Origin of the sequence: Ruminococcus turbiniformis, assembly GCF_020687545.1 — a bacterium.
Classification (GTDB): domain Bacteria; phylum Bacillota; class Clostridia; order Lachnospirales; family Lachnospiraceae; genus Mediterraneibacter; species Mediterraneibacter turbiniformis.
In genome coordinates, this window is record NZ_JAJEQX010000045.1 from 1 (window position 1) to 20,814 (window position 20,814).

A 20,814-nucleotide genomic window follows, 5' to 3' on the forward strand; every position below is an offset into this window, starting at 1 on the left:
TTTGTTTGGCGATAGACATTATACCAAAAAAGGGAGGTCAGTGCTCTTTTTATTGCAGATTTCCCTTATAATCAAGGTTTTTATTATATTTTGAAACAAAAAAACAGGTAGTATTTGACACTACCAGGCATTACGAGGAGGAAAAGATATGAACAAAGAAGAGATTCTTGAAAAAAGCAGAATGGAAAACAAAAACCAGGATGAACGTGAAAGAGCGGTTGCTGCGCAGGCGAATACATATGGAATGCTTGGGATGGCTGTAATATTTATCATTCTTTTTCTGATCCGTTTTTTCGTGAAAGGGGGAAACGCATATGACCTGTTCGCGATGTATTTCGGATTTATAGCTGTGTCATCAATCTATCGTTGGAAGGTGCTGGGCGGAAAGGCTGCGGCAGTATCGGCAGTTATGATGTCAGTGATTACAGTAATATGGATGGTTCTTTATATTATATACGGCTAAAAGGATTATGAGTGAGGAGAAGAAAAAAGTGGATGATACATTAGTACTGCGGAACCATCTGAAAGAGGCCAGGGCAGAGAAAAAGCTTTCTCAGGCACAGCTGGCCGAGATAGTCGGTGTGTCGCGCAATACAATCAGCTCGATTGAGACGGGGCAGTTCAATCCGACGGCAAAGCTTGCCCTTGTGCTTTGTATTGCGCTGGATAAGAAGTTTGAAGAGCTGTTCTTTTTTTAACAGGAGCAGATACAGCGGGATAAATGTGGAGCATGGATACCTGAGTGGGACATATTCGGATGCCCTGTGGGAATATATATGAACAAGCGGGTTTGGCATTCCACAGACAGGAAACAAAGTCAAATACAGCAGAGGCAAATGCAGAGAAATTCTGGCCGGGAGGCAGTATGAACTGGAAAAATGACAGAATAAAACGATATATGGAAATCGGCATGGCAGTCCTGATCGTGCTGACTTTAGGGCTTGCAGGAGCAACCGGAGTGCTTTCTACCCGTGCGGAGGAAAACGGGGGAGTATCAGAGGAGCGGACAGAGTCGTCAGAGGGAAGCGCGGGGGAGGAACCAGCGGACGAAGATCTGTCCGGAGCAGGAGATTCCGAAAGTGACGGAGGTGCATCTGAGAGCGGAATCAGCGAAGTTTCCGCAGACGGACAGTACCCGATTATGGGGGAAAGCTCCGTTACAGTCCAGGAGATGGTAGACTATTTTAATTCTTCCGGGGAGGAATATCCGGCGGAAGAACTCTCGGCCGGCGGAGCGGACTCGATTGAGACGTTTTGTCAGATGTACTATGACGAGGCGGAGGCCGAAGGCGTGCGCGCGGAGGTGGCCTTTGCACAGACGATGAAGGAGACGGGCTTTCTTCAGTACGGAGGAGATGCGTCGATTGAACAGTTTAACTTCGCGGGACTGGGGACAACCGGTGGGGGAGTGCCGGGCAACTCCTACCCGGATGTGCGTACCGGAATACGGGCGCAGATCCAGCATCTGAAGGCGTACGCTACGACAGATTCACTTGAGCAGGAGTGCGTGGATGAACGGTATGAATACGTGAAAAAAGGCTCGGCACCTTATGTAGAGTGGCTGGGGCAGCAGGAAAACCCTGACGGGACCGGCTGGGCAACAGCGGATAATTACGGATATGATATTGTAGGGATGATTGAGGATATGCAGGAAGATTAATAATTGCTTGTATAATCGAAATACCTGTGTTACTATATCTGCACGGGATGGCGGACTTCTGTCCGCAATATGTTTTATCTTTTACTGCCGGCGGGACCGGCAGTTATTTGTATTTCTCATGCCTGAATTCCAGGCAGCTTTCACAGAGGGAAAAGCAGTTATAAGCAGCTGAAAATATTGCAGGGAATTCGGGGAATATCTTTGCCCGTCCGGTTGGATGTGCTAAGATAGAAGAAAAGAAAACACAAAGGAAACGCAATGCCGGTGCACACAGAGATTTCCCCTTTCCTGCAGAGAAAAAAACAGAGAAAGGAGAAACATTATGACAGAAGCAAAGGAAAAGTTTATCATGCTTCCTACGGTGGATGTGTGCTTTAAGGCACTGATGAACAATCCGAAAGTGAGGAAAGGGTTTATTGCAGCTCTTTTGAAGAGAGAGCCGGAGACAGTGAAAGAGACAGTCCTGCTGCCGACTGCACTGCGGCAGGATTACCCGGATGATAAGCTGGGAATACTGGATGTCCGGGTAATGCTGGAAAACGGGACGCAGATTGACATGGAAATGCAGGTGGCATACTTTGAATACTGGGACGCAAGGGTCCTGTTTTACTTGAGCAAAATGTTTGCGGAGCAGTTGAAAAAGGGCGATCCTTATGAGAAGCTGAAACAATGTATCCATGTGAGCATTCTCGATTTCATCCAGTTTAAAGAGGAAAAGGAATGCTGTCATACCATCAGTTTCTGCGACGAAAAGTCAGGAAAGAAATATAGCGACCTGATGGAGATTCAGATTCTGGAGCTTAAAAAACTGTCCGGTACCGGCTTTCAGAGGGAGGAAGATATTATCAACTGGATGCGTTTCCTCGGAGGGAAAACCCGAAAGGAGTTTGAGGACATGGCCAGAACAGACGAATATATAGGAGAGGCATACGAAGAACTGAAAAAGCTGAGCGCAGACGAACAGGCAAAGCTGGAATACGAGGCGAGAGAGAAGGCGATCCGGGATTATAATTCCCAGATGGGAAGCGCGCTGAGGCGTGGAATGGAAAAGGGAATGGAGGCAGGATTGAAACGCACGGCGCTTAACCTGAAGAAAGCAGAAATGTCTGAAGAGCAGATTGCACAGATGGTAGAGAAAGACATCAGTACAGTAAAAGAGTGGCTTAACGAGGACAAATAAAAGTGAGCTTTTACAAATGGCGCGGGCTGAAACGCTAAGCAGTCACTGAACTGATCCCTTAAGTTTTTCTAAATTTTCTTGACAAATCGGGCCCAGATGGATATTATTATGCGTAGTTAATTATTTGTTAACAAACGTGTAAAGGTGTTGAAGAAGAGGAGTACACCACAGCTTCCGGCAGAGAGAACCGCCCGGAATCCCGCCAGGCCGGGACCGGCTGGAAGGCGGTTTCGGGTCAGGGTGGTGGAAGGTAGCTTCGGAACCGGATATCTGAAAAGCCCGGAGGCTTCGATTATTCGAGAGGCAGGAGCAGGATAGGATATCCCGGAGTGGTCCACGTTAACGGACTTCAGAGGTATGCAGTGCCGGGATCCGGCGCGATTGTATATGAAATAAGGTGGTACCGCGGATTTTTCGCCCTTTACATTTATGTAAAGGGCTTTCTTTATGAAATAAGATGTGAAAAAAACGTGAACACAGTCCCGTACACATCCGGAGAGACTGCCGCTTTACCGCCGCATGAGGGAGTGCAAGGAGAGGACTATGAGCAAAGAACTGGCAAAAACTTATGATCCGAAGGCGATCGAAGAGAAACTTTACGACAAATGGTGTGAGAACAAATATTTCCACGCGGAGGTGGACCGCAGCAGAAAGCCGTTTACAACGGTGATGCCGCCTCCGAATATCACAGGCAAGCTCCATATGGGCCACGCCCTTGACAATACGCTGCAGGATATTCTGATCCGTTATAAGAGGATGCAGGGCTACAACGCGCTCTGGATCCCCGGAACAGACCATGCGGCCATCTCCACGGAGGTGAAGGTGACGAACCAGCTCAAAGAGGAAGGCATTGACAAGAAGGAGCTGGGACGCGAAGGATTCTTAAAGAGAACATGGCAGTGGAAGGAAGAGTACGCGGGCACGATCGAGAACCAGCTTAAGAAGCTGGGAATCTCCTGCGACTGGGACAGAGAGCGCTTCACAATGGATGAGGGATGTTCCAAAGCAGTGGAGGAAGTGTTTATCAGCCTGTACAACAAAGGCTACATTTATAAAGGATCAAGGATCATCAACTGGTGCCCCAAGTGTAAGACGTCCCTGTCTGACGCAGAGGTGGAGCACGAGGAGCAGGAAGGACATTTCTGGCACATCAAGTATCCGATCGTGGGAACAGACCGTTTCCTTGAGATCGCGACGACACGTCCGGAGACGATGCTCGGCGATACGGCTATCGCGGTACACCCGGAGGATGAGCGGTATCAGGATATTGTAGGAAAGAATGTCATCCTTCCGCTTGTTGGAAGAGAGATTCCGATCGTGGCGGACTACTATGTGGACAAAGAGTTCGGAACCGGGGCAGTGAAGATCACGCCGGCTCACGACCCGAACGACTTCGAGGTGGGCAAGCGCCACAACCTGGAAGAGATCAACATCATGAACGACGACGCCACCATCAACGAAAACGGCGGAAAGTACGCGGGCATGGAGCGCTACGAGGCGAGAGCGGCCATCGTAAAAGACCTGGAAGAGCAGGGCTACCTTGTGAAGGTTGTTCCCCACACACATGCTGTCGGAACCCACGACCGCTGCGGTACGACGGTGGAGCCGCTGATCAAGCAGCAGTGGTTCGTAAAGATGGAAGAGCTTGCGAAGCCGGCGATCAACGCGCTGAAAACCGGTGAGCTGAAATTCGTGCCGGACCGTTTTGACAAGATTTATCTGCACTGGCTGGAGAATATCAAAGACTGGTGCATTTCCCGTCAGATCTGGTGGGGACACCGGATTCCGGCGTACTACTGTGATGAGTGCGGCGAACTTGTTGTGGACCGCCATGCACCGGAGAAGTGCCCGAAATGCGGATGCACTCATTTCACACAGGATGAGGATACACTGGATACATGGTTCTCCTCTGCACTCTGGCCGTTCTCCACACTGGGCTGGCCGGAGCAGACAGAAGATCTGGACTACTTCTATCCGACGGATGTGCTCGTGACAGGGTATGACATTATCTTCTTCTGGGTTATCCGTATGGTATTTTCCGGATATGCTCACACGGGCAAATCTCCGTTCCATACAGTGCTTATCCACGGCCTTGTGAGAGATTCTCTCGGCCGGAAGATGAGCAAGTCGCTCGGAAACGGAATCGATCCGCTTGAGATTATCGACAAGTACGGAGCGGACGCGTTAAGACTTACGCTCGTGACCGGAAACGCGCCGGGCAACGACATGCGTTTCTACAACGAGAGAGTGGAGGCGAGCAGAAACTTCGCAAACAAAGTATGGAACGCATCCCGCTTTATCCTCATGAATATGAAGGACGATAAAGTGGAAGAGCCGGAGCACTCCCTCTTTACTCCTGCGGACCGCTGGATTCTGTCCAGGGTAAACACGCTGGCAAAAGACGTGACCGAGAACATGGACAAATATGAGCTGGGAATCGCGGTGCAGAAAGTGTACGATTTTATCTGGGATGAGTTCTGCGACTGGTATGTGGAGCTTGCAAAATACCGCATCTATCACGCGGAGGAGGATCCGAAGGCGGCGAACTGTGTGCTCTGGACGCTGAAGACGGTGCTTGCACAGGCGTTAAAGCTGCTTCACCCGTTCATGCCGTTTATCACAGAGGAGATCTACAGTGCGCTTGTGCCGGAGGAAGAGTCTCTGATGATTTCAAGCTGGCCGGCATATAAGGACGAGTGGTCCTATCCGTCAGATGAGAAGGTGATGGAGCGCGTGAAGGCGATGACGAGAGGAATCCGCAACATCCGCTCTGAGATGGATGTGCCGAACAGCCGGAAGACGAAAGTCTATATCGTCAGCGAGGACAGCGAGATCTGCGAAGGCGTTGAGGCGTTTAAGGAATCCATCATGCCGCTTATGATGGCGGGAGAGATCATCGTTCACACGACAAAGCAGGATGTGGACGACAGCGCAGTGTCTGTTGTGGTTCCGGATGCGGTTGTTTATCTGCCGCTTGAAGAGCTTGTGGACTTTGAGCAGGAGAGAGAACGTCTGTCAAAAGAAGAAGAGAGACTGAACAAAGAGATAAAGAGAGCACAGGGAATGCTCTCCAACGAGAAGTTTGTGAGCAAGGCTCCTGAGGCGAAAGTTCAGGAGGAGAGAGACAAGCTGGAGAAATATACCCAGATGCTTGCTCAGGTAAAAGAGAGAATGGCAGGACTGAAAAAGTAAGAAAGTATAGGAACATATACCGGGCGCGGAGCCGGGGGACGCGTCCGGTATATTATAGAAAGGGACGAGATCACAGATGAAATTCATTCATATCAGAAAGCCTGATATCAAAGGATTTTTTACAAAGATACGAAATCTGAAAAAGGAAGATATCAAACGGCATTTCCAGGAGAAAAAAGAGCGCCGGCAGCGTATTCTGGAAAAGCGCCGCAACAGCAGATTCGCACGCAGGATGCAGCCGGTGTACAAGTGGATGAACCGTCTGTCGGTTCCGCTGCAGTTCCTCCTGGCCTGTGTGATCAATTTCCTGATAGAGGTAGTCTCCCGGCGGTCTCTGTTTGATGCATGGGATTATCTTGTCGGATCACCGCTTGTCTTTCTGTACAACGCATTCATGATATTTGTCACATTCTCGATTGTGTACCTTTTCCGGCGAAGAGTGTTTGTAAGAATTCTGCTCAGTGTGTTCTGGCTGTTTCTTGGTGTCTGCAACGGATATCTGCTGACTAAGCGAGTTACGCCTTTTAACGCTCAGGATTTAAAGGTCCTCTCTGATGCCCTGGAGCTGACCGGCAATTATTTTACGACCGCGGAACTGGTTATGATTATCATTGGCGTGGTAGCGGTTGCCTTCTGGGTCGTCTCCATGTGGAGAAGAGGCGGCCAGTTTACGGGAAAGATGCACAGAGTGATTGCGCTTGGCGGCGTGGCGGTCTCATTCGGGGCATGCTTCTGGCTTACGGATGTAGCCATTGACAGGAGAGTGATATCCAATTATTTCGGAAATATCGCCTTTGCCTATGAAGACTACGGATTCCCGTACTGTTTCTCGGCCAGCCTGTTTAACACAGGGATCAACGAGCCTTCGGGCTACAGCCAGGAGACGATGGACGAGATCAGCAATGACGGGGAGATCACTCTGACAGAGACGGGAAGATCAGAGGAAGAGCTGCCGAACATTATGTTTGTCCAGCTGGAGTCCTTCTTTGATCCGACAGAAGTGGAGTGGCTCCGGTTTTCCGAGGATCCGATCCCGAACTTAAGGCAGCTGTTCAGTGAGTATTCCACCGGATATTTCAAGGTTCCGTCAGTCGGCGCAGGTACGGCAAATACGGAGTTTGAGGTGCTCACCGGAATGAGCATGCGTTTCTTCGGACCGGGAGAGTATCCGTACAAGACATATGCCAAATTTTATCAGATGGAAAGCGCGGCGTCTGCGCTGAAGGCGCTTGGGTACGGGGCGGAGGCGCTCCACAATAACGGCGGTAATTTCTACAGCCGCGCCCAGGTGTTCAACAAGATGGGATTTGACCATTACACAAGCAAAGAGTTTATGAATATCCTTCAGACCACCCCCCAGGGATGGGCGACGGACGATATTTTAGTTCCGAATATTATGGAGTCCATGGACACGACCGAGGGACAGGACTTCGTCTTCACGGTAAGTGTGGAGGGACATGGCGAGTATCCGACAGAGAAGGTTCTCGAAGATCCGGAGATCGTTGTCTCCGGCGTGGAGGACGAAGGCGAGAGAAACGCGTGGGAATATTACGTGAATCTTGTCCATGAGATGGATAAGTTTGTCGGGGATCTGATCGAGGCTGTGGAGTCCAGAAACGAGCCGACTGTGCTTGTATTCTACGGAGACCATCTGCCGACGATGGATCTGGAGGCAAAGGACTTAAAGAGCAAATATCTTTATAATACAAACTATGTGATCTGGGACAATATCGGTCTGGAGAAGCAGGATGAGAACCTTGCGGCTTATCAGATTATGGCGGAGGTGTTCGACCGGCTTGACATCCACTCCGGTACCGTGTTCAACTATCACCAGGAGAGAATGCAGTCCAAGAATTATCTGGCGGATCTGGAACTCCTCCAGTACGATCTTATGTACGGGGAACAGTATGTGTATGAGCAGTACGGGTCCACAATCACGGAAGAACACATGGTTATGGGCGTGAAAGACGCGGAGATTTCGGAACTTGTAGTTCAGTATGACGGAACTTACAGTATATACGGCGCAAACTTTACGAAACAGAGCAAGGTATATATCAACGGCGAGAAGCAAAGTACGAAATTCCTGAATAATACGAGGCTCGATCTGAAGAAGTCGGAGATCCAGGATGGAGATACGATCATGGTTGCGCAGGTCGGTTCCAGCAATACGATATTCAGGGAGTCAAAAACGTATGAATACAGAGACGGGACGCTGATCGAGCTGCCGGCAGATCCGGATGCACCGGAGAACGGCAGACAGGCGTTCGTCGACGAGGAAGAAGAAAGCGATTCATGACCAGTTCAGCATTCGGTACACATATGACATATGAAAAGGCTGCGGCCTACATATATGATATACCTAAATTTACAAAGAAAAATGATATACGTCACACGGAAGCCTTCCTGGATTTTCTGGGAAATCCGCAGGATCATCTGAAGGTGATCCACGTGGCAGGGACCAACGGGAAAGGTTCCGTGTGCGCGTATCTTGACGGAATGCTCCGTTCGGAGGGAAAACGGACGGGGCTTTTTACTTCTCCGCATCTTATCAGGCTCAACGAGCGGATCGCAGTGGACGGGGAACCTCTCAGCGATGCGGTATTTGAGCAGGTTTTCGGGGAGACGCTTCAGGCTGTGGAGCGCATGGAGCGCGAGGGATTGCCCCACCCGACTTTTTTTGAGTTCCTTTTTGGAATGGCACTCCGGGCGTTTGCGCAGGCGGGCGTGGAGTACGCGGTTCTTGAGACCGGACTCGGAGGGAGGCTCGACGCGACAAACGCGGTGAAAAATCCGCTGGCAAGTGTGATCACAACGATCGGGCTGGATCATGTGCGGTACCTGGGGGATACGCTGGAGAAAATCGCCGGAGAAAAGGCCGGAATCATCAAGCCCGGCGTACCGGTTTTCTATGCGCAGACTTCCCCGGAAAGCGACGCGGTGATTGAAAAAACAGCGTCAGAGAGGCAGAGTTTCTGTAAAAAAATCGGGAAAGATGCGTACGAAATTATCGGAATCGAGGACAAACATATTGCATTTTCCTGTTCCAGTGCTTATTATGGAACTACCACGTGGAAACTGAACAATATCGGAGTCTGCCAGCCGGGAAACGCTATGCTTGCCCTGGAAGTGATGCGCTTTCTCTTCGGGGAGAAGGGCCATCCGGACAGGTGGAGGGAGACTCTTTTTCAACTGAAGTGGCCGTGCAGGATGGAGGAAATCCTGCCGGATATGTACATAGACGGCGCGCATAATATCAGCGCTGTGGAGACGTTTGTCAGAAGTGTTCCTTCAGACGGCAGGAGAAACATTATCGTGTTTTCCGCCGTGGATGACAAAGAATACGGGAAGATGGCTGCCTGTCTGGCAGAGAATGTGCCGGCAGATCTGTATGTAGTGACACATATTGACGACCGGCGCGGTGTGCCGGCGGAAACGCTTGGCAGCCTGTTCAGGAAATATACAGACCGGCCTGTCGTGGTGACAGAGTCTGCGGAAGAAGCGCTCCGGTATGTGCGCGCGCACAGGGAGGGGCGCAGAGTGTTTTTTGTAGGCTCACTCTATCTTGCGGGCAGGGTCAGAGAACTGATTCAGGAGGGAAGATAAATGCTGAATTACGAAGAAGAACTGAAAAAATTCAAACCGAGCCTTGAGGCAGAGGAAATAGAGGACGCTGTATATCAGGAGGATCTCTCCGATATGACGGATCTGCTGAAACAGGCGATGGAACAGAAGAAATAGGCACATGGCAGTGCGGGTTAAGAAAGATAAGGGTGGGTATAAATGGACTATATGAAGAAGATCGTGTACCAGTCGAATTACTGGTACAACGACGGTCTGAGAAAGGCGCAGATCCGCGACATGTCCGGGGCGCTTGTCTCTCTGCGGAGAAGCCTGCAGTTCAACCGGGAAAATATTGCGGCCCGTAACCTTCTGGGCCTTGTGTATTACGGGATCGGCGAGGTGCCGGAAGCGCTGGTGCAGTGGATCATCAGCAAAAACTTACGGCCGCGGGACAATATAGCGGATTATTATATCAAGACAGTTCAGGACTCGGCCAATGAGCTCGAGACGATCAATCTTGCAATTAAAAAGTACAATCAGTGTCTCGGCTACTGCCGGCAGCACGGGGAAGATCTGGCGATTATCCAGCTTAAACAGGTGATCTCGTCGCACCCGTCGTTTCTGAAGGCGTATCAGCTTCTGGCACTGCTGTATCTGCAGACCGGGCAGCATTCAAGGGCAAGACAGATGCTCCGCCTTGCGAGAAAGCTGGACACGACAAGCGAGATCACGCTGCGGTATATGCATGAGATCACGCAGCAGAGAGGAAAACACAGGCGGAGAAATGAAAAGAAGAAAGAGGAAGCTGTAGAGTACAGTCTTGGCAATGAGACGATCATACAGCCGAAACACTCAAGGCTTAAGGAAGTGACGAATCACCTTGCGGTCGCGAACATATTTATTGGAGCCGCAATCGGAGCCGCCATTATCTGGTTTCTCGTTGCTCCGGCTGTGAACCAGTCGCAGTCTGACCGGATGAATGACCAGATGAGAGAGTACAGTGAACAGATCCGGTCGCTGGAGGCTCAGGTAAGCGCCCAGACAAGAACGCTGGACAACTACCGCGCTTCAGGCGAGACGGCAGAGGCGGACGCACAGCAGGCGCAGAATACGTCGGCGAGTTATGAATATCTGATGACGGTATCAGACCAGTATGACTCCGGCCAGTACAGCGACGCGACGATGGCGGATACGCTGATCTATGTAAACCGGGATCTTCTCGGCTCGACCGGACAGGCCAGATATGACGAGCTGACGGCGGAGATTTATCCGGAGGCGTGCGATACCTATTTCGCTTCGGGAACGGAGGCACTCGCCGCCGGGAATTATACGGACGCAGCAGATGCGCTTTATAAGGTAGTGCAGATGGACTCCGGTTACAACAGCGGACAGGCTCTCTTTAATCTGGCGCAGGCTTATATGGGAAGCGGGGACAATGCGAATGCGTCCACCTATTTCCAGCGGGTGGTTGACGAGTACGGCGATTCCGAGTACGCTGCCGAGGCGCAGACCAATCTTGATACGATCGCAGCGCAGACCGCCGCAGAGAGTACAGATGCGGAGAGCGCAGAGGGCGGAGACGCCGCAGCAGAATAGGAAATGACAGCGGAGACGCCGCAGCAGAACAGAGAATTACGAAAGAGAAGGATATGCAAAGACGCATATCCTTTTTTTGTACAGGCGACGAGCCAAAGCCCAGGCTTGCCTGAGGCCTTGGCGACCGCTTACAATCCCGGAATGTGCCGCCAGGCACTTCCGGTGATTGTACTTTACCATATATAAAAACGAGGAGGAGTATAAATGAAGTATCAGGTGCAGGAAAACTGTCTTACCATCTATCTGCCCCGCGAGGTGGACCACCACAGCGCGGAGGAGATGAAGAGGGAAGCGGATGCGGTCATTGACCGCAACCATATCAAGTATGTGATCTTTGATTTTGAAAAGACGGATTTCATGGACAGTTCAGGCATTGGAGTCATTATGGGGAGATATAAGACGATATGCCTGATCGGAGGAGAAGTGTGGGCGGTCCATGCAAATGCGAGAATCAGGAAGATACTTACGCTATCAGGCGCGGCAAAAATAATGCAGATTTATGAGGAGGATGAGTCATGAAAAATACGAATGAAATGGAGATCAGATTTGACAGCAGATCGGAAAATGAAGGGTTTGCAAGAGTGGCGGTTGCGGCTTTCATGACGCAGCTCAACCCTACGGTAGAGGAGGTCGCGGATGTCAAGACAGCGGTCTCGGAAGCGGTGACAAACGCGATCATTCACGGATATGAAGGCGAGGTGAAAAAAGTTACCATCCGGTGCCGTATTGAGGAGAATGTTTTTGTGGTGGAAGTAAGCGACAGGGGAAAAGGAATTGAGAACATCGAAGAGGCGATGCAGCCGATGTTTACCACGCTGCCGGAACAGGACAGATCCGGAATGGGGTTTGCCTTTATGGAAGCTTTTATGGACAGCCTTGAAGTGGAGTCGTCCCCGGGCAACGGGACGATCGTGAAGATGAAGAAGACGGTCGGAAAAGGAAGGGAGATATGGACCACACAATCGCTTTGATCAGGAAATCGCACGACGGGGATAAAGAAGCGAGAGAACAGCTTGTGGAAGAAAACGTGGGACTGATCTGGTGCGTGGTGAAGCGGTTTTACGGCAGAGGCGTGGAGGCGGATGACCTGTTTCAGATCGGAAGTATCGGGCTGCTCAAGGCGATCGACAAGTTCGACCTCGCATATGACGTGAAATTTTCCACCTATGCGGTTCCCATGATTTCCGGGGAGATCAAACGGTTTCTGCGGGACGACGGGATGCTCAAAGTGAGCAGGACGCTGAAAGAGCTTTCGGGCCGCAGTGTACAGGCAAGGGAGAAGATGACCGCATCGCTCGGGAGGGAACCTACGATGGAAGAACTGGCACAGGAGCTGGGAGTGGAGCGGGAGGAACTTGTACAGGCCATGGAGGCGGGGAGCGAGGTGGAGTCCATTTACCGGCCGATCCACCAGAAGGAAGGAAACGAAATCCGGCTTCTGGACAAAATTGAGGAAAAGGAGAAACAGGAGGAGAAGATTCTCGATCATATGATGTTAAAGCAGCTCCTTGAGATGCTCGGGGCAAAGGAGAGGCAGCTCATCTATCTGCGGTACTTTGCTGACCGCACACAGGCGGATGTGGGAAAAATCATGGGGCTTTCCCAGGTACAGGTGTCCCGCCTTGAAAAAAAGATCATTGAGAATCTGCGGAAAAAAAGCGTATAGAAAATCTGCGGGAAAAAGGTGTGAAAATCCGGGGATGTGCATATTTTCACGGAAAATCCGAATACTATAGTCATATTCTGACAGATAAGCAGAAAGGCCGGGTGAGACGATGGAAAACGGACGGAAGAAAATATGGATCTGCCTTCTTGCCGTAATACTTGCGGCAGTGGTGATCGGGCTTCTCTATTCGCTGAGCACTCCGCAGGAAAAGGGAAGCGAAGGATTTCTCATACAGAGAGACGTGCAGGAGAACAGCTGTGACATCTAGCAGAAAACTTGTCTATATCCAGGGAGACCGGGATGTGGAAGTCACACATCCGGATGTGACGCTGGGGGATATCCTGAAAATGGAGTGCGCTGACAGGAAGATCCTGCCCGGGATAAAGACAATCCGCATTCTCCGGTTCCGGAGCAGAGGGACACGCAGATGCGTCCTTTCGGTTCTCAGAATCATAGAGGCGGTTCACGAAAAATATCCGGATGTGGAGATCAGAAACCTGGGGGAGCCGGATATTATTGTGACCTATGAGGACCAGAGGACGCCGGCGCTTTTCTGGCATATTGTGAAAACATGCTTTGCCGCGGCGGTGACATTTTTCGGGGCGGCGTTTTCCATTATGGCGTTTAACAATGATGTGGACGTGACGAAACTGTTCGGACAGCTCCATGAATTTGTAACCGGGCAGCAGACGTCAGGGTTTACGGTTCTTGAGATCAGCTATTCCATCGGGATTGCCGCGGGAATCCTGATTTTCTTTAATCATTTTGGGAAAAAGCGCTTCACGGCGGATCCCACCCCCATGGAAATCCAGATGCGGCTGTATGAAAACGACATCCAGACGACAATTGTGGAAAATGCAGAGAGGGAAGGGGTGGAGATCGATGTGGGCAGCAGCACAGATCCTTCTGGCGGCCATCGGCCTTAGCGCGGGGGTGGCCGTTGCGGGAGGTCTTTTTGCGTTTATTGTGGAACTGGGAGTGATCGCCGACTTTGCCGACCGGACGCATACAGGGGATAAAATTCTCCTGTATGAGGACTGCGCGGCGCTTGGCGGGATTCTCGGAAATCTGGTCTATGTGTTTCAGATAAGCATTCCGGTGGGACAGGCAGGGCTGTCTGTGATTGGAATTTTTGCAGGTATTTTTGTGGGATGCTGGGCGATGGCGCTGGCCGAGACGCTTAATGTGTTCCCGGTGTTTATAAGAAGGGCCGGGATTGTCCGGGGTGTGACTGTGTTTGTCGTCAGCATCGCGGTCGGGAAAGGTCTGGGTGCCTGGCTGTTCTTTTCCCGGGGATGGTGAAAAAAGATGACAAAGCCAAAGTTTTTTTGTATAATAACAACATTGAGGCAGAGTCAGAATACGAGGGGGCATCTGGCGGTATGACAGAAAGGAGAGGCATAGATGCTTCAGATCAAAAATATTTGCAAGGAATACCGGACCGGAAGTCTGGTGCAGAAAGCACTTGACGGAGTGAGCTTAACCTTAAGAGACAGTGAGTTTGTCGCGATCTTAGGCCCGAGCGGCTCTGGAAAGACGACACTTCTTAATATCATCGGCGGGCTTGACAGGTATGACAGCGGAGATCTTATTATCAACGGAATCTCAACGAAAAAATATAAGGACAGAGATTGGGACTCCTACCGTAACCATACGATCGGATTCGTATTTCAGAGCTATAACCTGATCCCTCATCAGACGATCCTGGCGAATGTGGAACTGGCGCTTACGATCTCGGGAATTGGAAAGGGGGAGCGCCGGGAGCGCGCGCAGAAAGCGCTGGAGCAGGTAGGACTCGGAGAGCAGGGCCATAAAAAGCCGAATCAGCTCTCGGGAGGCCAGATGCAGAGAGTGGCGATCGCCAGAGCGCTTGTAAACGACCCGGATATCCTGCTGGCCGATGAGCCCACGGGAGCGCTGGACAGCGAGACGAGTGTCCAGGTCATGGATCTTTTAAAGGAAGTGGCAAAGGACCGCCTTGTTGTCATGGTTACGCACAATCCGGAACTGGCGCAGGAGTACGCGACCCGTATTGTGAATCTGAAAGACGGAAAGATACGCTCGGACAGCGATGAATATGTAGTGGACGAAGAACTGCAGGCTGAGCCGGTGCACAGAAATCTCGGGAAGTCGTCCATGTCGTTTCTGACAGCCCTCTTTCTGAGCTTTAACAACCTGCGGACAAAACTGGCGAGGACTCTTCTGACTTCCTTTGCGGGATCGATCGGAATTATCGGAATCGCGCTGATTCTCTCTCTGTCCACAGGTGTCAATGACTACATTCAGCAGATCGAGGAGGAGACTCTCTCGGAATACCCGCTGCAGATACAGAGCACGGGATTTGATTTTTCGTCCATCCTTGTATCGGACGAGGGAAGCGGACAGCAATCGGAACAGGGTGACGTCCATGTGGTGGCGATGGTGACGGATATGTTCTCCACGCTGGACTCCAATGACCTGGAATCGCTGAAGAAATATCTGGACAGCGGTGAGAGCGGCATGGAGGAGTACACAAACGCCATCGAGTATTCCTACAATGTAACGCCTCAGATTTATAAACAGAACGGGGATGAGATCCGTCAGGTGAACCCGGACCGTTCTTTTGATTCCCTGGGGCTGGGAGCATCCTCCAATTCGAGCAGCATGATGTCGTCCATGATGAGCACGAATGTGTTTTATGAAATGCCCGAAAATGAACAGCTCTACGAGGGACAGTATGACGTGAAAGCAGGACGCTGGCCGGAGAATTATAACGAGTGCGTGCTCGTTCTCACGGGCGGGGGCAGCATAAGTGATTTCATGCTGTATACCATGGGGCTGAGGGATCCCCTTGAACTCGATGAGATGGTGCAGCAGTTTATCGACGAGGAGCAGGTGGACGTCCCGGAGGATATGGGGACTTATGATTATGAGGATATCATCGGGATCACATTCCGGCTTGTGAACAGCGCGGACTATTATTCCTATGACAGCCAGTACGGTGTGTGGACGGATAAGTCCGGCGACACGGAGTACATGAAGAATCTTGTGGAAAACGGCGAGGAGCTTACGATCGTCGGAATCGTACAGCCGTCCGAAGATGCAAACGCGGCCGCGCTGACGCCGGGAATCTGCTATCCGGCATCTCTTACAAAGCATGTTGTGGAGGAAGCGGAAAAATCGGAGATTGTACAGCAGCAGATGGAAAATCCGTCCGTCAATGTGTTTACCGGAGAGGCGTTCGGTGAGGAAAGCGATGAGAGCGGAGTGAATGAGGATTCGCTGATCACTGTGGATGAAGAGAAGCTTCAGGCTGCGTTCGGTTTCGACGAGAGCGCAATGTCGGGACTGTCAGGATCTCTGAATCTGACCGATGTGTTCAGCTCGGCGGGAAATTCCGTGGATCTCTCGGGAATGATTGATTTGAGCGGCATTTCCGTCAGTCTGCCGGATTTGCCGGAGATGAGCATGGAAGAACTGCTGGGAAGCGTGGATCTGAATGTGTCGGCAGACAGCCTGTCAAAGATGGCGTCAGGCCTTATGGAAGGATACAGCGAGTATGTCCAGACGCATCCGGAAGCGGATTTCTCAGGGATCTTTGATGACTTCCGTACATATCTCGGATCTGATGAGGCAAAGCAGATTATAAAGGATAATATTGAAGAGATCATTCAGTCGGCGGGAGACATAACGGTCACCGGGGATCAGCTCAGAGCCATGATCACGGAGATCATGAACGGATTCCAGGCATTTATCGATGAAAACGGATATACGGATGCATCCAGATTTGACGAATATCTGATCGAGTATATGCAGACTGCGGCTGCGCAGGAGATTCTCGACAAATGGGCGAACGAGCTGTTCTCGGGAATCGCGGATAACATCTCGATCCTGCCGGAGCAGATGGAGAAGCTGGCGCAGGAGCTCTCGGACGGCTATGTGTCCTATGCGCAGGAAAACGGACTGACGGATCCGACCAAGATCGATGATTATTTTATGGATTATCTTGCCACAGACGACGGCCGGCAGAAGCTGATGGAGGGAATCACATCCATGGTGGACACGGGAGCACTGGAGGAGCAGGTATCAGCGGCGGTCGGCAGCTACATGCAGAGCGCGATGTCCTCCTATGGAAGTGCTGCTGCGGAAACACTGTCATCCCAGATTACATCTGCCGTACAGCAGATGATGACGCAGATTGCGTCTGGAATGGAGACAGCTATGGGGCAGGCGATGACCCGGGTCGGAGCAAGCCTTCAGAACGCGGTAAACATCGATGCGGACGCGTTTGCCGATGCGTTCCAGATGAATATGACAGGAGAGGAGCTGGCGGAACTGATGATGTCCATGAGTTCCGCACAGAGCGCCACATACGACAGCAACCTTATGACTCTGGGATATGCAGATTTCGACACGCCGTCGGGAATTGACATTTATCCTACGGATTTTGAGAGCAAGGAAGAAGCGGTCCGCATCCTAGACGAGTACAACAGCCGGATGGAAGAGGCAGGAAAGGATGAGCAGGTCATCACTTACACAGACGTAGTGGGAACACTGATGTCGTCGGTGACGGATATTATCGATATCATCAGTTATGTGCTGATTGCTTTTGTCGCGATTTCCCTTGTGGTGTCCTCCATCATGATCGGGGTTATCACATATATCAGTGTGCTGGAGAGAAAGAAAGAGATCGGAATTCTAAGAGCGATCGGAGCGTCAAAGGGGAATATCTCCCAGGTGTTTAACGCAGAGACGTTTATCATAGGTCTGTGCGCCGGACTGATCGGAATCCTGCTGACTCTTCTGCTCCTGATTCCGGGCAATGCGGTGATTCATGCCGTTGCGGGAACAACAGACATCAACGCGGTCCTCCCGGCTGTGCCGGCAGTGATCCTTGTTCTCTTAAGCGTTGTGCTGACGCTGATCGGAGGACTGATCCCGTCGCGGAAAGCTGCAAAAAGCGATCCGGTGACCGCTCTGCGAACAGAATAGAACGAATATAAGCACGGCTGCAAAAAGGAGGCGGAAACGGTGAATTCTTATATTGTTCCGGTTGAATGGAAGGACACTTATGTAAGACTGCTGGATCAGACTGCACTTCCGGAGCGGGAAACTTATCTGGAAATACGGACTGCGGAGGAGATGTGGGACGCCATTAAACGCCTCTGCGTCCGGGGCGCTCCGGCGATCGGCATTGCGGCGGCCTATGGTGTATGTATTGAAATGAAACGGTATATGGACAGGACAGAAAAGGAGTACCGCGCTGCCCTGGAGAAGACAATCCGCTATCTCGGAACATCAAGACCTACGGCAGTCAACCTTTTCTGGGCGCTGGAGAAAATGAAACAGGTGAGTGAAGCGTGTGAAGGAAAGAGAAATGCGGATGTGTGTGCGGCCCTTCTCGCCGAGGCCCGCTCCATCGAAAAGCGCGAGGAGAGAGCCTGTATCGCCATCGGGGAGAATCTTCTCACTCTGCTTCAGGGGAAAAAGACGATTCTGACACACTGCAATGCAGGAGGAATCGCCACGGTACGCTATGGAACGGCACTCTCCCCGATCCTTCTCGGAAAAGAGCGGGGGATTGACTTTAAAGTTTATGCGGATGAGACGAGACCCCTTCTTCAGGGAGCCCGCCTGACGGCCTGGGAGCTTCAGAAAGCGGGGGTGGACGTGACGGTGATCACGGACAATATGGCCGGAATGCTGATGGCACAGGGAAAAATCGATACGGTTATAGTCGGGTGTGACCGCGTCGCGGCAAACGGGGATGCGGCGAACAAGATCGGTACATACTCCGTGGCGGTTCTGGCCCGTTACCATGGGATTCCTTTCTATGTGGCGGGACCCCTGTCCACGATTGACAGAAGAACTCCAACGGGCAGAGAGATTCCCATTGAGGAGAGAGCGCCCGGGGAAGTCGTGAACGGATTCGGCAGACGTACCGTGCCGGAGGGTGTGAACGTGTACAACCCTGCTTTTGATGTGACGCCGCATGAACTGATTACGGCTTTTGTGACAGAGCGCGGGATTGTGGAAAGGCCGGATGAAGAAGGGATTGCCGCACTTTTTGCGGGAAGAGAAGCGGAATAATTGTATGAATAAAATGATGTGAGGAGGGGATATTCCCCTCCTCATGCTGCTCTCCGGCTATTTTTCCGGCGAGATGATATATTTTCCCTTCGCGCGAAGGGCGGGATCGCTGAGAATTTCGGAAAGCCTGTCCAGTCCGCATACGTCGCATACCATGCTGCTGACATCCAGACGGCCGGAGTCAATCAGATCCAGCGCCCGTTTCTGCGTATACGGATTGATATAGGACGCTTTGAGTTCCAGTTCCTTCTGGAAGATCTGGAACGGTTTGACCGAGATCGTCTCGTCCGGTCTGGTGAGGCCGAACATCATAACGACGGCCTTGTTTCCGGCGAGATCGATTGCCTGCTCGATCGTTGACGGGCGTCCGACGCACTCGATGACGGTGTTGATCCATGTCATGCCGGCTTCCTTAAGACGGGCTTCTGCGTTCTCGGTGAGAGGATCGATGCACACGTCAGCACCCAGCTGTCTGCCCACCGCTCTTTTGCTTTCCACAGGCTCAAGGAGGGCGATCCTGGCCGCTCCCGCCAGACGGGCAAGCTGGAGCATGAGAAGGCCGATCATGCCGCCGCCGATGATGACAACCTGGTGTCCGGGACGGATTCCGCACATGTCGATGCCGTGCAGGCAGCAGGCGACAGGCTCTGTCATGGCACCCTGCTCGAATGTCGTGTTGTCTCCGAGTTTATAGACCTGGCGCTCGTTTACTGCGCAGTATTCCGCGAAGCCTCCGTTGACCGTTGTGCCGTATCCGATCATATGCTCACAGTAGTGCGCGACGCCGTTTCTGCACGGTTCACAGGAACCGCAGTAGCAGTTGGGATCGATGCATACCCGGTCTCCCGGTTTGTACTCTGTTACTTCAGATCCGACCTGAGCGATGACGCCGGAAAATTCATGTCCGAGGATTGTCGGCGGCGTCACCTCGGCAGCGCCTTTGTCTCCCTCATAGATATGTACGTCAGTACCGCAGACGCCGCATGCCTTTATCTGAATCAGGACATCTTTCGGCCCTGTGTGAGGCATTTCGTGATCTTCCACGCGAAGATCGTGTTTCCCGTAAAAAACTGCACTTTTCATTATGATAACCTCCGCTTGTTTTAAATTCCGTTTCTAGTCTATTCTCTTATGAGAGAGTTGTCAAACATTTATGCATCCAGACATGAGGACATCCCTCGTCGAGTTCAGTTGTACCCTCGGCCGTATACCCCTGTTTCTCATAAAATCCCCGGGCCGAAAGCTGGGCATGGAGGGATGCGGTCCTGCCGCCTCTTTCGGCGATTGCCTCCTCTGCCGCTTTTAAGACTTTTGCTCCGAGTCCTCTTCCCCGGTACTGTTTCAGCACGGCAATGCGTCCGATGATATATTCGGATTCACCGCCCGGGAAAAAGCGGCAGACAGCGGCCGGAGAGCCTTCGGCACACAGGACGATGTGAAGAGCGGTATTGTCTGTCTCGTCAAATTCGTTTTCAAAGCCCTGCTCCTCCATAAAGATGGTCCGCCGGATCATGGAAGCTGCTTCAGGAAGCACATTGTATACTTTTGTTGTTATGGTTTCCATAGGTTTTCTCCTTTGCTGGTTTCCGCGTCTGTCAGAGAGCCATTGCCCTGCGCGGTATGGGGACACCGTGCTGTCCGGCTTTGACGGACGGGTAAATTATGACGGTATTATAGCAGGATGCCGTAATCCGGTCAATGCGTTTCGGAGATTCGTTTGATGAGTTCCTGCGGCTGATTGACAAAAGGAAACAATTTATTTTATGATATGATGTCGGGGTCAAAAGCCTTAGAAATAGAATCTTGAAAATTTAATATTTTACAGTAAATGCAAGCTTTTTTGCCTTTCACGAGTTATACTAAAAATAGTTTTTGAAAGGTGGTATGCTT

19 protein-coding genes are annotated in these 20,814 nt (G+C 51.4%); 17 read left to right on the top strand and 2 right to left on the bottom strand.

Annotated features, from left to right (window positions below; genetic code table 11):
* The first annotated feature begins 148 nt into the window (after window positions 1-148).
* The 17 genes from LKD70_RS16670 (at window position 149) to mtnA (ending at window position 18,924) form a co-directional block, all read left to right on the top strand.
* Window positions 149-463, top strand: coding sequence for a DUF6442 family protein (locus tag LKD70_RS16670; protein WP_227709007.1), 315 nt, complete (start codon window positions 149-151; stop codon window positions 461-463).
* A gap of 28 nt (window positions 464-491) precedes the next feature.
* On the top strand, window positions 492-698 hold the full coding sequence (locus LKD70_RS16675) for a helix-turn-helix transcriptional regulator (protein WP_227709008.1): 207 nt from the start codon (window positions 492-494) through the stop codon (window positions 696-698).
* A 167-nt stretch (window positions 699-865) separates the two neighbouring features.
* A complete protein-coding gene (locus LKD70_RS16680) occupies window positions 866-1,660 on the top strand; it encodes a glucosaminidase domain-containing protein (protein WP_227709009.1) in 795 nt (264 codons plus the stop codon).
* A 322-nt stretch (window positions 1,661-1,982) separates the two neighbouring features.
* On the top strand, window positions 1,983-2,840 hold the full coding sequence (locus LKD70_RS16685) for an Rpn family recombination-promoting nuclease/putative transposase (protein WP_227709010.1): 858 nt from the start codon (window positions 1,983-1,985) through the stop codon (window positions 2,838-2,840).
* A 543-nt stretch (window positions 2,841-3,383) separates the two neighbouring features.
* Window positions 3,384-6,032 carry a valine--tRNA ligase gene (locus LKD70_RS16690; protein WP_227709011.1) on the top strand — a complete coding sequence of 883 codons (2,649 nt, stop codon included), beginning with the start codon at window positions 3,384-3,386 and terminating at the stop codon, window positions 6,030-6,032.
* A gap of 76 nt (window positions 6,033-6,108) precedes the next feature.
* On the top strand, window positions 6,109-8,328 hold the full coding sequence (locus LKD70_RS16695) for an LTA synthase family protein (protein ID WP_227709012.1): 2,220 nt from the start codon (window positions 6,109-6,111) through the stop codon (window positions 8,326-8,328).
* Entirely contained in the window at window positions 8,325-9,635 is a 1,311-nt protein-coding gene (locus tag LKD70_RS16700; protein WP_407690991.1) for a bifunctional folylpolyglutamate synthase/dihydrofolate synthase, read from the top strand. Before LKD70_RS16695 ends, LKD70_RS16700 begins: the two co-directional genes overlap by 4 nt.
* Window positions 9,636-9,770, top strand: coding sequence for a hypothetical protein (locus LKD70_RS18565; protein WP_265104918.1), 135 nt, complete (start codon window positions 9,636-9,638; stop codon window positions 9,768-9,770).
* Between the two features lie 42 nt (window positions 9,771-9,812).
* Window positions 9,813-11,189, top strand: coding sequence for a tetratricopeptide repeat protein (locus LKD70_RS16705; protein WP_227709013.1), 1,377 nt, complete (start codon window positions 9,813-9,815; stop codon window positions 11,187-11,189).
* Between the two features lie 204 nt (window positions 11,190-11,393).
* Window positions 11,394-11,708 carry an STAS domain-containing protein gene (locus LKD70_RS16710; RefSeq protein ID WP_227709014.1) on the top strand — a complete coding sequence of 105 codons (315 nt, stop codon included), beginning with the start codon at window positions 11,394-11,396 and terminating at the stop codon, window positions 11,706-11,708.
* Window positions 11,705-12,160, top strand: a complete 456-nt coding sequence (gene spoIIAB, locus LKD70_RS16715; RefSeq protein ID WP_227709015.1) for an anti-sigma F factor — start codon at window positions 11,705-11,707, stop codon at window positions 12,158-12,160. The genes LKD70_RS16710 and spoIIAB overlap by 4 nt, the downstream gene beginning before the upstream one ends.
* On the top strand, window positions 12,139-12,855 hold the full coding sequence (gene sigF, locus LKD70_RS16720) for an RNA polymerase sporulation sigma factor SigF (RefSeq protein ID WP_227709016.1): 717 nt from the start codon (window positions 12,139-12,141) through the stop codon (window positions 12,853-12,855). Before spoIIAB ends, sigF begins: the two co-directional genes overlap by 22 nt.
* 109 nt (window positions 12,856-12,964) lie before the next feature.
* Window positions 12,965-13,123 carry a hypothetical protein gene (locus LKD70_RS16725; RefSeq protein WP_227709017.1) on the top strand — a complete coding sequence of 53 codons (159 nt, stop codon included), beginning with the start codon at window positions 12,965-12,967 and terminating at the stop codon, window positions 13,121-13,123.
* The gene (locus tag LKD70_RS16730) at window positions 13,113-13,781 is read left to right on the top strand and encodes a stage V sporulation protein AA (protein ID WP_227709018.1); all 669 of its coding nucleotides are present in this window, start codon (window positions 13,113-13,115) and stop codon (window positions 13,779-13,781) included. Before LKD70_RS16725 ends, LKD70_RS16730 begins: the two co-directional genes overlap by 11 nt.
* Window positions 13,738-14,157, top strand: coding sequence for a stage V sporulation protein AB (locus LKD70_RS16735; protein ID WP_227709019.1), 420 nt, complete (start codon window positions 13,738-13,740; stop codon window positions 14,155-14,157). Before LKD70_RS16730 ends, LKD70_RS16735 begins: the two co-directional genes overlap by 44 nt.
* A 102-nt stretch (window positions 14,158-14,259) precedes the next feature.
* Window positions 14,260-17,826, top strand: coding sequence for an ABC transporter ATP-binding protein/permease (locus LKD70_RS16740; RefSeq protein ID WP_227709020.1), 3,567 nt, complete (start codon window positions 14,260-14,262; stop codon window positions 17,824-17,826).
* 39 nt (window positions 17,827-17,865) lie between these two features.
* Complete coding sequence (gene mtnA / locus LKD70_RS16745; RefSeq protein ID WP_227709021.1) at window positions 17,866-18,924, top strand: S-methyl-5-thioribose-1-phosphate isomerase; 1,059 nt, start codon at window positions 17,866-17,868, stop codon at window positions 18,922-18,924.
* 57 nt (window positions 18,925-18,981) lie between these two features.
* Here the strand turns inward: mtnA and LKD70_RS16750 are convergent, their stop codons facing one another.
* Both LKD70_RS16750 and LKD70_RS16755 read right to left on the bottom strand, forming a co-directional pair.
* Window positions 18,982-20,007 carry a zinc-dependent alcohol dehydrogenase family protein gene (locus LKD70_RS16750; protein WP_227709022.1) on the bottom strand — a complete coding sequence of 342 codons (1,026 nt, stop codon included), beginning with the start codon at window positions 20,005-20,007 and terminating at the stop codon, window positions 18,982-18,984.
* Between the two features lie 46 nt (window positions 20,008-20,053).
* Window positions 20,054-20,488, bottom strand: a complete 435-nt coding sequence (locus tag LKD70_RS16755) for a GNAT family N-acetyltransferase (RefSeq protein ID WP_227709023.1) — start codon at window positions 20,486-20,488, stop codon at window positions 20,054-20,056.
* Window positions 20,489-20,814 lie beyond the last annotated feature (326 nt).